Consider the following 13,820-nt stretch of genomic DNA (forward strand, 5'->3'; position numbering starts at 1 on the left):
ATGTGCAGGTACTCAATCTCCGCCTCTATCAGTACCGCAACTTCGACCTGCAGGAGATTGAGTTTTGCCCTGGCACGAACCTCCTGTACGGACAGAACGGGCAGGGCAAGACAAACCTCCTCGAGGCGATCTACCTGCTTGGTTACGGCAGGAGTTTCCGAACCGCGACCCCGAGAGACTGCATCCAGCACGGCCGGCAGGAATGCCGTCTGGAAGGAAAAATCCAACACGGTACCACGACGCGGGATCTGGGGATCTCGATCTCCCTGGCGGAAGAAAAGCAGCTGCTGCTCTACCGCAAGCCGGTGGGATGGACTGAATTCATCGGCAACCTCCACACCCTGGCCTTTACCCAGGAACACATGAAGGTGGTTCGCGGCGGGCCCGTCGAGCGACGGGCGTTTCTTGATCGCGCCATGATCACTGCGTACCCCGGGCACATGCAGCGCCTGGCAGCTTACAACAGAGCGCTGCGGCAGAGGAATCATCTCCTTGGGACCATGCGGAAGAGCGCCGGAAAAACGGAGCGTGAGTTGCTCGAGAGCTGGGACGAAAAGCTGGCCCGGGAGGGGAGCCGGATTCTCTGGAACCGGCGCCGCTACATCGAGGAAATGAGCAGGGAACTCGTAAATCCGCTTTGCCGCACGGAATCGCTCGAAATCAGATATTCATCGATCGCCGCAGCGACCGACGCCGGCGCAGAGGAGATCGAGGGCTACTTCCGGCAGAGCCTCAGGAAGGCTAGGAGCATCGACGAGAGCAAAGGTTTTACCACCGTCGGCCCTCACCGGGACGACCTGATGCTCATGCTGGATGGAAAACCTCTGGCCGACTTCGGCTCCGCGGGACAACAGCGCAGTTGCCTGCTGGCGCTCTATTTCGTTCAAATGGAGATTCACCGCAGGATTTGCGGATTCTATCCTGTCTTCCTCATGGACGACGTGGAAGCCGAATTGGACAACGAACGACTGCAGGCGTTTCTGGATCACTTATCCCGGCGCACCCAGACTTTCCTGACGACGGCAAAGGAGCAGGTCCTTCCGCGCCTCGACGCTTACGCCTGCCGCTTGCGTGTGCACGCAGGCAAAGTCGACCCCGACAATTCCTGAAAATGAACCGCCGGGACGACAAAAACGTCCGTGGGCTCTCCACCTTCTCGATGGTTTTTAAAGGAACCGTGGTTTGATCTGGGGCGGGCTTCGAGCTCAACAGAAAACCGTTTGTTATCAATAAGATATAAAGTTTGCTACCAGCCGATTTCCATAGTTTTTTTGTGCCGCTTCGTGGTATAATTTGGGGTTCGAGTATTCGGCAATAAGTTGTTATAAACAAAAAGGGTTAAATCAACTTCTGACGGCGCGAAGTTAGAGAATTTGAGCATGCAGGATATGGATCCAAACGTGCCCGCAGCCGGCACCCCGGAGAGTGCTTCTCCGGTCACCGAACGCATGGCGGAAGAAGCTTACGGCGCCGAGCAAATCAAGGTGCTGGAGGGACTGGAAGCCGTGCGCTTGCGACCCGCGATGTACGTCGGGTCGACATCGGTCGAAGGATTGCACCACCTGGTTTATGAAGTGGTGGACAACTCGGTCGACGAGGCTCTCAATGGCTACTGCTCGCGGATCGAAGTCACCATTCACATCGACAACAGCATCACGGTCGTGGATAACGGGCGCGGCATTCCGACCGATTTCCATCAGCAGGCGCAGAAGTCGGCGGCAGAAGTCGTCATGACCGTGCTTCATGCCGGCGGCAAGTTCGACAACGACTCCTATAAGGTTTCGGGTGGTTTGCACGGGGTCGGGGTTTCGGTCGTCAACGCTCTGAGCCGGCGCCTGGACCTGGAAATTTGGCGCGGCGGCAAGGTGTACGAGCAGAGTTATGAGCGCGGAAAGCCGGTCACGGAGTTTAAGGAAACGGGTACCACGAAGCGTCGCGGCACGAAAATCACCTTTATGCCGGACGCCGCCATCTTCGAGACCCTGGAGTTCAATTACGACACGATTGCCGGCCGCCTCCGGGAATTGTCGTTTCTCAACCGAGGCCTGGAGATCGTGCTCGAAGACCTGCGCTCGGATCGGCGCGTGGAATTCAGGTATGAGGGCGGGATCGTCTCGTTCGTGGAGCACCTGAATGCGAACAAGAACGCCCTTCATCCGAATCCCATTTACTTCCAGGCCGAAAAAGAGGATGTGGTCGTGGAGGTAGCCATGCAGTACAACGACGGCTACAGCGAAACCATCTTCTCGTTTGCCAACAACATCAACACCCACGAAGGCGGCACGCACTTGATCGGATTCAAGTCGGCGCTGACGCGCACCCTTAACTCCTACGCGCAGGCCCATGATCTGCTCAAGGATCTCAAGGAAAATCCGACCGGGGAGGATGCGCGCGAAGGGTTGGCAGCCGTCATCAGCGTGAAGCTGCGGAATCCTCAGTTCGAGGGGCAGACCAAAACCAAGCTCGGCAACAGTGAGATCAAGGGGATCGTGGAAACCGCGGTCAACGACAACCTGGGGGCATTTTTTGAAGAAAACCCGCAGTGGTCCCGCAAGATCCTGATGAAAGCCGTGGAAGCCGCGCGGGCACGGGAAGCCGCGCGCAAAGCCCGCGATCTGACGCGCCGGAAAGGTGCCCTGGATACGGCTCTGCTTCCGGGCAAGCTCGCCGATTGTCAGGAGCGCGATCCCAAATTCTGTGAGATTTACATCGTTGAGGGGGACAGCGCCGGCGGCTCCGCCAAGCAGGGCCGTGACCGCAAATTCCAGGCCATACTTCCCATCAAGGGGAAGATCCTCAATGTCGAGAAGGCACGGTTTGACAAGATGCTGAGCAACCAGGAAATCACCACGATGATCTCGGCCATCGGAACCGGCATCGGCAAGGAAGATTTCGCCCTCGACAAACTCCGCTACGACCGGATCATCATCATGACCGACGCGGACGTCGACGGTTCGCACATCCGCACGCTCCTGCTCACGTTCTTCTACCGCCAGATGCCCGAGCTCGTCGAAGGGGGGCACATCTACATTGCCCAACCGCCCCTGTACTCCGTCAAGCACGGCAAAACCATCAAGTACCTCCGGACCGAGCGCGAGATGGAGGAATACCTGATGCAGCGCGCCACCCAGGATGTGGTGGTGACGGTCGAGAAAACCGGACTGCAGTTCAGCGGAGCGCCGCTGGTGAAGTTGCTGAAGGGGATCAACGACCGGGCATCGATTTACGCCAAGCTCAACCGGCGCCTGGAAAACTCCGAACTGCTGGACCGGCTGCTGTTGTTCGTCGCAGGGGAAGGCGCTTTGCTGCAGCAGGGTTTTAGTCTGAAGGAGCTCTTCCAGCAGAAGGACTTGCTGGAGACGCTCGGCCGGATTCTGCAGGAGATCGGCTATCAATGCACCACGCTGCTCGATGAGGAGCACGGGCTCCATTCCCTGGTCATTCAGAAAAACGGCAACGGGAGCAAGTTGACGATCAACTGGGATTTCCTTTCATCGGCTGAATGGCAGCGGCTGTTTCATCTCTACTCTGAAATGACGCCCTTTGAAAAGCCGCCTTTTTCGGTCAAGCAGAACGGCGGCCAGATCACGGTGGTGTCCCGTGAAGCGTTGCTCGAACACATTCTCGCCCTCGGCAAAAAGGACCTTACCATTCAGCGTTACAAGGGTCTGGGAGAAATGAATCCTGAACAGCTCTGGATCACGACCATGAACCCGGAGTCCCGAACACTGATGAAAGTTTCGATCGACGACGCGGTGCAAACCGATGCCATTTTTACCATCCTGATGGGGGATGCCGTCGAACCCAGGCGCCGTTTCATCGAAGATAACGCCCTCAACGTTCGCAATCTGGACATCTGATTTCCTCTATGAATCCGGCATTGGAGCAGACCCCGGTAAATCTGATTGACGAGATGCGCAAGTCCTACCTGGACTATGCGATGAGCGTCATCATCGGCAGGGCCCTGCCCGACGCCCGCGACGGACTCAAACCCGTGCATCGCCGCGTGCTGTATGCGATGCATGATCTCGGAAACACTTACAACAAGGCCTACAAGAAGTCGGCGCGCATCGTCGGCGACGTCATCGGCAAATATCATCCGCACGGCGACACGGCGGTCTATGACACGATCGTGCGGCTGGTTCAGGAATTTTCCATACGCTATCCCCTGATCGACGGGCAGGGCAACTTCGGCTCGGTCGACGGAGACAACGCCGCCGCCATGCGCTACACCGAGATCCGGATGGCGCGCATAACGGACGAACTGCTGGCGGACATCGAAAAGGAAACCGTCGACTTCGGTCCCAACTACGACGGGTCGCTGTCGGAACCTCTGGTCTTGCCGGCCAAGTTTCCGAATCTGCTCGTGAACGGATCCTCCGGGATTGCCGTCGGCATGGCGACCAACATTCCACCCCACAACCTGGCGGAGATCATCAACGCGACCATCCTGTTGATCGAGAATCCGCAGGCCACATTGGGTCAGTTGATGGCCCTGGTGCCGGGCCCCGATTTTCCGACGGCCGGCTTTATCTACGGCCGATCCGGGATACGGTCCGCCTACCACAGCGGTCGCGGCATCATCATCATGCGGGCTCGGGCCGCCATTGAACACCTGGGACGCGACCGCGAGGCGATCATCGTGACGGAGATTCCCTTCCAGACCAACAAGGCCAGGCTGATCGAGCGCATCGCCGAGCTGGTCCGGGACAAGAAGCTGGAAGGCGTCGCGGATCTCAGGGACGAATCCGACCGGGAAGGAATGCGGATCGTCATCGAGATCAAGAAAGACCAGCCGGCCCAGGTCGTGCTGAATAACCTCTACAAGATGACCCCGATGCAATCCAGCTTCGGCATCATCCTGCTGGCGATCGTCAATAACCAGCCCCGCATCCTGTCGCTGGCAGAAGCCCTGACCTGCTTCATCGACCATCGCAAGGACGTGGTCCGGCGCAGGACAATTTTCGAACTGGGCAAGGCGGAAGCACGCCTGCACATCCTGGACGGCCTCCGGCGCGCCCTCGACATCATAGACGCGATCATCACTCTGATCCGAGCATCCAAGGAACCGGCTGTCGCCAAAGAAGGCCTGATGACGCAGTTCCAGTTCAGCGAGCTCCAGGCGCAGGCCATTCTCGACATGCGCCTCCAGCGGCTGACCGGACTGGAGCGGGAGAAAATCTATGCCGAGTACGAGGAGATCCTGAAACTTATCGCCCGTCTCAAGGAGATCCTGGCCAGCGAGCATGTCCTCAAGGGAGTGATCGTCGACGAACTCAAGGAATTGCAGAAGGCCTATGGTGATGAACGGCGCACCGAGATCGTGGACGAGGAAGCCGAGATTACGCTGGAAGACCTGATTGCCGTGGAGGATGTGGTGATTACTGTCACCCATTCCGGCTACATCAAGCGCACCAACGCCTCGCTGTATCACTCCCAGGGAAGGGGCGGCAAAGGCCGCATCGGCATGACCACGCGCGAGGAGGACTTCATCGATCATGTCTTCGTCGCCTCGACGCACAGCTACCTCCTCATTTTCACCAACCAGGGACGCGTCTACTGGCTGAAGGTATATGAAATCCCCGATGTGGGGACGGCGGGAAAAGGCAAGGCGATCGTCAACCTGGTCAACATGTCCAAGGAGGAAAAGATCGCGGACATCGTCTCGGTCAAAGAATTCGACGTGGACCGGTACGTCGTGATGGCGACCCGCGACGGCATCGTCAAGAAAACGGCGCTGAGCGAATACTCCAACCCGCGCAGTTCCGGAATCATTGCCATCACCGTGCCGGAAGATGATGAACTGATCGGGTGTCAGTTGACTGACGGGTCCTATGACATCTTGCTCGCGACGCGCAAGGGCAAGTCGATCCGCTTTTCGGAGAAGGACGTCCGCGAGATGGGCAGAACCGCGCGCGGCGTGATCGGAATTCGGCTGGCGCAGGGCGACAGGGTTGTGGCGATGTCGGCTCTCGCCGGCGACGGCCAGTTCCTGACCGTCACAGAAAAGGGATTCGGCAAAAGGACCGGGGTGGACGAGTACCCGCGGCAGGGGCGGGGCGGATCGGGTGTGATCAATATCCGGGTCGGTGAAAAGAACGGCGAGGTGGTCAATACCTGTCATGTCCACGAAGACGCCTGCGTCATGTTGATCACGGCCCAAGGGAAACTGATCAAGCTCTATGTCGACCAGATCCGCAACACGCAGAGCCGGGCCGCCCTCGGCGTCAAGTGCATCGACCTGGAGGAAGGAGACGTCGTAGCCAGCGTGACCGTGGTTGCGGGAGAGGAGTCGGAGGAGCCTGGGAATGAGAGCGCGCCCTTGTGATCGGAGCCGGATAATTGCCTGGTGCCTGCTCCTGGCCCCCGGTCTTCTTGCCGGCTGCATCTCCAGCTCGCGCCAGCTTCTGGACCAGGCGGAGGCGAGCTGGCGCAAGGGGCGCTACTACGAGGCCATCCAGGCCGACGAGGACCTCTACAGGCTCGAGCGGCGCGGCAGGTATGCCCCGCGTGCCCTTCTCAACATAGGCAATATCTACTATCTCAATCTGCGCAAGATCCCACAGGCGATCGAATTCTACGACAGGCTTACCCAGGAATTCCCCGATCGTCCGGAGGCACTCCGGGCGCGCCGCCAACTGGCCTCCATCTACGCCAACGAGTTCATCGATCTGGACCAGGCTATAGCTCAGTACGACAAGCTCCTCGCCGCGGAGAGTCTTGATGATCGCCCGGAGATTCTGTTTCAGCGTGCCAACGCTTACTTTAAGAAAGGAGACTATGATCGCGCCCTGCGCGAGCTGCACGGCCTCGAAGAATCCGGCATCAAAGACCAGCTCGCCGCCCAGGTGTCGCTCAAGATCGGCAATATCTACCAGGTTCAAAAGAGGTTTCATGATGCCATCGAACCGTTCCGCAAAGTGCTCTCGGCGAGCTGCGCGGAGTGCTCGGAGAGCCGGCGGCGCGCGATCCTCAATCTGGCGGAGACCTACGAAAATCTCTTCGATTTCGACAACGCCATCGAAACGATCCGCAAGCTGGATGAGACCCCCGAGAACGAGCGGTACCTCCGCAGCGAGGTTGAGCGCCTGAGCAGGAAACGCAAGGAAGTCGAGAAAGGCCGTGCGGCGGACTGGGACCGCCCCCGAGTGAACCCGGGTGCAACCGGCACACCCAGGGCGCCCGTGCGTCAACCCGAAACGCCTCCGAACAAGAAGGAGAATTTTGGACTTTAGATTTTGGATACTGATGTCAGTCCTGTTCTCATGAATCGAAAAATCCCAAATCCGCCATCCAAATCCAAAATCCCAAAATAGTCGCGCTGCAGACCTTTTCATAGCCTGGGCACAGCCGTATAATTAATCGGTTGAGGCAGTTGTGGCTTGACAGCCACCGGCAGGGAGAGTAAGGTATGCCGTCGTTATGGGAAGGAGGTGTTTAGGCTTGGCGGAAGTCATCGTCAACGAAGGCGAATCACTCGAAAGCGCACTGCGGCGCTTCAAGCGCAAAGTTCAGCAGGAAGACATCATCAAGGATGTCAAGAAGCACTCGTTCTATCTTAAGCCCGGCGAAAAGAAACGCATCAAGCAGGCACTCGCCCGCAAGCGGCTGCGCAAGAAAATGCGCGGAATGCGCGGCTGACGCAGCAAAGAGATACGGAACCGCAGATGAACGCAGACGCACGCAGATCAATATCTGCGCGCATCCCCGTGCATCTGCGGTTTCATTTTTGATCTCATCCGAACGCCCAGAGGTCACTCGGTGGAGCGCAAATTTCAGCGAATCATTCTGGCTGTGCTCGACGGCGTGGGGATCGGGGCCATGCCCGATGCCGAGCGTTGGGGCGATGCCGGCAGTGACACCCTCGGGCACGTCATCAGTGCGGAAGAGCCGCGGCTGCCTCATCTCGTTGAATTGGGGCTGGCAGCGATAAGACCATTCACCACTCTCCAGCCGCCCCAACCGGTCCGCGGTTGCTTCGGCAAGGCGGCGATTCTTTCCAATGGCAAGGACACGACGGTCGGGCACTGGGAAATGGCCGGCATCTTGAGCCTGGAGCCATTCCCGACCTATCCGGCCGGTTTTCCTGCCCGGATCCTTGAGCCGTTTGAAAATGCAATCGGGCGGCAGGTGCTCGGCAACGTGGCGGCTTCGGGAACGGAAATCATCAAAGACCTCGGCGATGAGCACGTGGCCACGGGCAAGCCGATCGTTTACACTTCTGCGGACTCCGTTTTCCAGATCGCCGCGCATGAGGAGGTTATCCCCCTCGAGGAGCTCTACCGCATCTGCGGCATCGCCCGCAAACTGCTCGTCGGGGCCGACCGGGTGGCGCGCGTGATCGCGCGGCCGTTCACCGGCTTGTCCGGCAGGTACCGGCGTACTGCCAACCGCAGGGATTTCGCCGTGCCGCCGCCGGGAGAGACGCTGCTGGATCGGCTGAAGCGCTTGGGCCTGTCCGTCATCGGAGTCGGAAAAGTTGCTTCGATATTCGATGGCCGCGGTATCACGAGGGATCTGCCGGTCCATGGCAACGACGAGTCGATGGACGCGACGATCACGGCGCTGGCGTTGGCGTCTGAGGGGATGATCTTCAGCAATTTCGGCGACTTCGACACGCTTTGGGGTCACCGCAATGATTGCGCCGGTTTCGCCCGCGGTCTCGAGGTATTCGATCGCCGGTTGCCTGAGCTCTGCGGAGCTCTGGGGGAGGATGATTGCCTGGTCATCACGGCGGACCACGGCTGTGATCCGACCACACCGGGCACCGACCACTCGCGCGAGTACACGCCGATCCTCGTCTTCAGCCGCAAGCTCGCTGGGGGCGTGAGTCTGGGCACACGCGATTCCCTGGCCGATATCGGCCAGACCGTCGCCGAGAACTTCGGGCTCGCGCTGCCTGCCGGCAGGTCTTTTCTCAAAGATCTGCGATAGTGCCGGGCGGAAGAATCAACTCGCAGATGTAAGGTAGATTGCGATAGCGCTGGTTGAAATCCAGACCGTACCCCACGACAAACTTGTTGGGCACTTCAAATCCCACATAGTCCGCATGTACGGCGATCTGCCGGCGGGACGGCTTGCTGAGCAGGGTGACGACGCGCAGGGAGCGCGGATTGCGGGATTGCAGGTTTTCCAGCAGGTAATGAAGTGTAAGACCCGTGTCGAGGATGTCCTCCACGAGCAGGACGTCCTTTCCGTCCACGCTCTCGTCCAGGTCCTTCAGGATGCGCACTTCGCCGCTGCTCTTGATGCCGGTTCCGTAGCTGGCGACTGCCATGAAATCGAACGAGAGGCCCACTCCGATGGCGCGAATGAGATCGGCGTGGAAAACGGTAGCCCCTTTGAGAACTCCGATCAGGTGCGGCGTTCTGCCGTCGTAGTCCGCCGTGATCTGGCGGCCGAGTTCCGCGACCCGGTTTTGAATCGTCTCCGCCTCGAACAGAATCGGGCCGAGCGCTTCATTCAGATGACGATACCAATCGACAGCCACACAGCCTCCCTTCTCGATGCTTGCCTTCGGCACGATGCTCAGAACCGTATGCATCGGCAAGCAAGTGGTGGGGTAATCTTTATCACAAGTTGTACTGAACCGCGAAGACTCAAAGACTCTAAGATTAAAAAAAGCAGCAGCCTGGATTTTCCCTGCGTCTTAGAATCCTCGTGTTTTCGCAATCAGCTTTTGGATGCCAAGCAATAGCGCTTGATGAGGCGGTCGCGATGGACTAAATTTTTCCTCCACGGAAGGAAAGAGATGCGAGAAGCTGCGGGTGATGTCGCGATGGGAATGAGAAGGAAGTCCGCACCGGTCATGGTGGGCCGGGTTCGAGTGGGCGGTGATGCGCCGATCGTCGTGCAATCGATGACCAACACCGATACGGAGGATGCGCCGGCGACAGCGCGCCAGGTGTCTGCCCTGGCTGCCGCGGGATCCGAACTGGTCCGAATCACGGTCAACACTCATGCGGCGGCCCGTGCGGTCCCTGAGATCATGGCGCGGCTGTCGGATCTGGGCGTCGAAGTGCCGGTGATCGGCGACTTCCATTACAACGGGCATCTTCTGCTCTCGCAGTATCCGACATGCGCGCGTGCGCTGGCCAAATATCGCATCAATCCCGGCAATGTGGGGGCTGGCAAGCATCATGACGAGAACTTCGGCCGGATGATCAGAGTGGCCATCGAAAACGACAAGCCGGTGCGCATTGGTGTGAACTGGGGCTCGCTCGATCAGGCGTTGCTGGCCCGGCTCATGGACCAGAATCGTCTGAGCCCCGCGCCTCGCACCGCCCGCGACATCATGATTGACGCCATCATCTTGAGTGCGCTCGAATCGGCGCATAGGGCCGAGGACTATGGACTGGCGCACAATCACATCGTCCTGAGCGCAAAAGTTTCCGGAGTTCAAGATCTTATCCTGGTGTACCGCTCCCTGGCGGCACAATGCGATTACGCTCTGCACCTCGGGCTGACCGAGGCCGGTATGGGAGCCAAGGGCATCGTGGCTTCCACGGCGGCTCTTGCTGTTCTTCTGCAAGAAGGGATCGGCGACACGATCCGCGTATCGCTCACGCCCGCTCCCGGGGGAGATCGGGCCGAAGAAGTGCGGGTGGCTCAACAGATCCTGCAGTCGTTGGAGATCAGGAGCTTTATGCCCCAGGTTTCAGCCTGCCCGGGCTGCGGCCGCACCACTTCCACATTTTTCCAGGAAATGGCCGATCAGATCGAGGTCTATCTACGGACCCAGATGCCCGCGTGGCTGAAGCGATACCGGGGGGTGGAGGAGCTCAAAGTGGCGGTGATGGGATGTGTGGTGAATGGTCCCGGGGAATCCAAGCATGCCAACATCGGGATTTCCCTCCCCGGGTCCGGGGAGGAACCCAAAGCGCCGGTCTACGTGGACGGCTGCCTGACAACAACCTTGCGCGGCGATGACATCGTCGCCGAGTTCATAAAAATCCTGAACCAGTACGTCGCTTCACACTATTCTCCTGCGCAGAATTGAATCCCGGCCGCGGATCAGACTGATTTGACGGAAAATGACCGGCAGCCGCAATTATTTTCGCGGATTTCGCGGAATCCGTGGCAAGCTTTGTCTGAAGAATCTGCTGTGGTTAAGGCTTTGACCAAATGAAACCGCCATTCTGGAAACCGAGACCTTATGCTCAAGACACACAATTGCGGTGATCTGCGCGCTTCTGACATCGGGAAGACGATCGTGCTGTCCGGTTGGGTGCACCGGCGCCGGGACCTCGGCGGCTTGATCTTCATTGATCTGCGCGACCGGTCGGGTCTGGTACAGGTTACGGTCGATCAGGAATCCGGCGATTGCTCCGGGGTCGCGGTGCGGTTGCGCAATGAATTCGTCGTGAAGTGCACGGGCCTGGTTCAGGCTCGACCCGCAGGCATGGTCAACCCGGCCATGCCTACCGGCGAAGTGGAGGTGCTGGCGCAGGCCCTCGAAATTCTGAACCCTTCCAAGGCGCTTCCCATCCAGCTGGACGACGATGGGTACAAGACCGACGAAAGCCTCCGCTTGAAATATCGCTATCTTGATCTCAGGCGGGCGCGGCTGCAGAAGAATATGGCCCTGCGGCACAAGACGATAAAGTTCATCCGCGATTATCTTGACCAGCAGGGCTTCTACGAAATCGAGACGCCCATTATGATCAAGGCGACCCCGGAGGGGGCGCGCGACTATGTTGTACCCAGCCGTGTGCAGCCGGGCAAGTTTTATGCGCTCCCGCAAAGCCCGCAGCAACTCAAACAGCTCCTCATGGTGGCTGGATACGAGCGCTACTTCCAGATCGCGCGCTGCATGCGCGACGAGGACCTCCGGGGCGACCGCCAACCTGAATTCACGCAGCTCGATCTCGAAATGTCGTTCGTGGATCGTGAGGATGTGCTCGCTGTCGTCGAGGGGCTGGTCAAGGGGTTGGTACCCGCAGTCGCTCCCCACAAGCGCCTCTTCGATCCCTTTCCGAAACTCACCTATGAGGAGGCCATGGCCCGGTTTGGCACTGACAAGCCGGATTTACGCTTTGGCATGGAGCTCGCCGACGTCACGGCCTTGTTCCGCGATTCGGAGCTCAAGATGTTTGCCGACGCCACCCGCAGCGGGCAGGCGGTAAAAGCGATCAAGGCACCCGGGTGCGCATCCTATTCACGCAGGGACCTGGACGGGCTGACCGATCTCGTCAAGGCCTGGGGTGCGAAGGGCTTGGCCACGATAGGCTGGACTTCTGCGGGCCTGAAGGGAAGCCTCGCCAAAACGCTGGGCGCAGAGAAGGCAGCACAGCTGGCAGGCAGAATGGATGCTGCAACGGGTGATCTGGTCTGCCTGGTTGCGGAAGCACCGGCGCTGGTCCACAAGGTGCTCGGCAACCTGCGCCTCGAATTCCGCGACCGCCTGAAGCTGGCGCCGCCGGATCTGCTGGCATTTGCCTGGGTGGTCGATTTTCCGATGTTCGAATGGGATGAGGAAACAAAGACGTGGAGCTCCACCCATCACCCTTTCACCATGCCCAAGGAGGAGCATCTGGACATGCTCGAAACTGACCCAGGCTCGGTCATGAGCAAAGCCTACGATCTCGTCTGCAATGGATACGAGCTCTCGAGCGGCAGCATCCGCATCCACCGCCGCGACGTCCAGGCGCGCATCTTCAAACGACTTGGCTACAGCGAGGAGGAGGCATACCGCCGCTTCGGACACATGCTCGAGGCCTTCGAGTATGGTGCGCCGCCGCACGGCGGGATGGCGCCGGGGATCGACCGCCTGGTAATGCTCCTGGCCGATGAACCCAACATCCGCGAAGTCATCGCTTTTCCGAAAACCGCCAGCGCCAGCGACTTGATGTTCGATGCCCCGTCCGAACTCGACCCCAGGCACCTGAAAGAGCTTCACCTTGAAATCACCGAGTGATGCTCTATTTTCAGTTTTTGCGGCCGGTTCCCGTGAGGATGATGTCGCCGGAGAGGGTCTTCAGCTTGATTGAAGGGCCACCCGCGCCAACCGGAGCACTTACGGAGCGTGCTTTCTTTTTCGCTACTACCGGCAGCGGCACCAACTCCCCTTCGACCATCTGCTCGGGGAAATCGACCGAGATTTTGCCGTCACCGGTCTCAAGCCGGAGGGCGGCGGAATAGTCGACAGGCAGCTTGAATTCAATAGAGCCGCGCCGCGTCGCGGCGATGAACCCGTAGCCCCTCCAGGACGAGCCGCTCAGTTCGACGATCAGGTCGCCTCGTTTGGTGATCCCCGAAAAATACCCGGCCAGATCTTTCGCATCGATGTTCCCATCCTCGAGCGTCGCCTCGATCGATCCGCTCAATGAGGCCACGGAAAGGTCGCCCTTGATCATTTTGATGCTCAGGTCGGTCCTCTCCCTGGGCACATAGACCTGAACATTCACCTCCATCATGGCGCCGGGCTTGGGCGTACCGGAGGTGCTGATTCGGGCCGAAGTCGGTGTGTTGGTGACGCGCGCCGGGTAGTGCCTGGAGACGGCCTGCGCCTCCTCGGGGGCGAGGTAGAAGAACACCTTTTCGATCTCCACCCTGACGGAAGCATTCTGCCAGCCTACGACTTTGAAGCTGCCGGGAGCGGCGGCGCTGATCTCGATCTTGCCACCGGGATAGAAAGCAAACTGCTTCTCGCTTTTCTCCACGTAAGGCGTTTTCGCGTCGGAACCCTTCTGCGGCGCGGGTTCGCCCTGCTGCCACCCGGCAGCGAGGAGGAGAAAGGCCAGTATCCAATGAACTGACATGCGGGTACGCTCCTGTGCGCTCAAGGCGCCTTGGCGTGCGGCGGCATGACGCCACATTTG

The 13,820-nt window shown here is 59.2% G+C and carries 10 protein-coding genes; 8 read left to right on the plus strand and 2 right to left on the minus strand.

All coding sequences use genetic code 11. From position 1 onward, the window contains the following. The first annotated feature begins 2 nt into the window (after nt 1–2). From LAP85_00345 to LAP85_00370, 6 genes are all read left to right on the plus strand, one after another. Nucleotides 3–1,109, plus strand: a complete 1,107-nt coding sequence (locus tag LAP85_00345) for a DNA replication/repair protein RecF (protein MBZ5494823.1) — start codon at nt 3–5, stop codon at nt 1,107–1,109. A gap of 339 nt (nt 1,110–1,448) precedes the next feature. Continuing rightward, complete coding sequence (gene gyrB, locus LAP85_00350) at nt 1,449–3,860, plus strand: DNA topoisomerase (ATP-hydrolyzing) subunit B (protein ID MBZ5494824.1); 2,412 nt, start codon at nt 1,449–1,451, stop codon at nt 3,858–3,860. Between the two features lie 8 nt (nt 3,861–3,868). After that, entirely contained in the window at nt 3,869–6,328 is a 2,460-nt protein-coding gene (gene gyrA, locus LAP85_00355) for a DNA gyrase subunit A (protein ID MBZ5494825.1), read from the plus strand. Further along, on the plus strand, nt 6,309–7,235 hold the full coding sequence (locus LAP85_00360) for a tetratricopeptide repeat protein (protein ID MBZ5494826.1): 927 nt from the start codon (nt 6,309–6,311) through the stop codon (nt 7,233–7,235). Before gyrA ends, LAP85_00360 begins: the two co-directional genes overlap by 20 nt. 208 nt (nt 7,236–7,443) lie before the next feature. Continuing rightward, entirely contained in the window at nt 7,444–7,641 is a 198-nt protein-coding gene (gene rpsU, locus LAP85_00365; protein MBZ5494827.1) for a 30S ribosomal protein S21, read from the plus strand. A 120-nt stretch (nt 7,642–7,761) separates the two neighbouring features. Beyond that, nucleotides 7,762–8,934 (plus strand): phosphopentomutase, encoded by a 1,173-nt coding sequence (locus LAP85_00370; protein MBZ5494828.1) that lies wholly within the window; start codon nt 7,762–7,764, stop codon nt 8,932–8,934. On the opposite strand, the gene hpt is transcribed toward LAP85_00370, so the two are convergent. Next, nucleotides 8,918–9,544 (minus strand): hypoxanthine phosphoribosyltransferase, encoded by a 627-nt coding sequence (gene hpt / locus LAP85_00375; GenBank protein MBZ5494829.1) that lies wholly within the window; start codon nt 9,542–9,544, stop codon nt 8,918–8,920. The genes LAP85_00370 and hpt overlap by 17 nt on opposite strands. A 234-nt stretch (nt 9,545–9,778) precedes the next feature. Between hpt and ispG the strand changes: the two genes are divergently transcribed. Both ispG and aspS read left to right on the plus strand, forming a co-directional pair. Then, nucleotides 9,779–10,999 (plus strand): flavodoxin-dependent (E)-4-hydroxy-3-methylbut-2-enyl-diphosphate synthase, encoded by a 1,221-nt coding sequence (gene ispG / locus LAP85_00380; GenBank protein MBZ5494830.1) that lies wholly within the window; start codon nt 9,779–9,781, stop codon nt 10,997–10,999. Between the two features lie 156 nt (nt 11,000–11,155). Further along, nucleotides 11,156–12,916: an aspartate--tRNA ligase gene (aspS, locus tag LAP85_00385; protein ID MBZ5494831.1), complete on the plus strand. Its 1,761-nt coding sequence runs from the start codon at nt 11,156–11,158 to the stop codon at nt 12,914–12,916. A gap of 10 nt (nt 12,917–12,926) precedes the next feature. On the opposite strand, the gene LAP85_00390 is transcribed toward aspS, so the two are convergent. Next, nucleotides 12,927–13,760, minus strand: a complete 834-nt coding sequence (locus LAP85_00390) for a hypothetical protein (GenBank protein ID MBZ5494832.1) — start codon at nt 13,758–13,760, stop codon at nt 12,927–12,929. Nucleotides 13,761–13,820: the final 60 nt, after the last annotated feature.

It is taken from the genome of Terriglobia bacterium, from assembly GCA_020072565.1.
Taxonomy (GTDB): domain Bacteria; phylum Acidobacteriota; class UBA6911; order UBA6911; family UBA6911; genus JAFNAG01.

Excerpts from the sequence above, each read along its gene's own strand:
- gyrB (MBZ5494824.1), top strand. The coding sequence starts at position 1,449 with ATGGCGGAAGAAGCTTACGGCGCCGAGCAAATCAAGGTGCTGGAGGGA.
- gyrA (MBZ5494825.1), top strand. The coding sequence starts at position 3,869 with ATGAATCCGGCATTGGAGCAGACCCCGGTAAATCTGATTGACGAGATG.
- LAP85_00360 (MBZ5494826.1), top strand. The coding sequence starts at position 6,309 with ATGAGAGCGCGCCCTTGTGATCGGAGCCGGATAATTGCCTGGTGCCTG.
- hpt (MBZ5494829.1), bottom strand. The coding sequence starts at position 9,544 with ATGCATACGGTTCTGAGCATCGTGCCGAAGGCAAGCATCGAGAAGGGA.
- ispG (MBZ5494830.1), top strand. The coding sequence starts at position 9,779 with ATGGGAATGAGAAGGAAGTCCGCACCGGTCATGGTGGGCCGGGTTCGA.
- aspS (MBZ5494831.1), top strand. The coding sequence starts at position 11,156 with ATGCTCAAGACACACAATTGCGGTGATCTGCGCGCTTCTGACATCGGG.
- LAP85_00390 (MBZ5494832.1), bottom strand. The coding sequence starts at position 13,760 with ATGTCAGTTCATTGGATACTGGCCTTTCTCCTCCTCGCTGCCGGGTGG.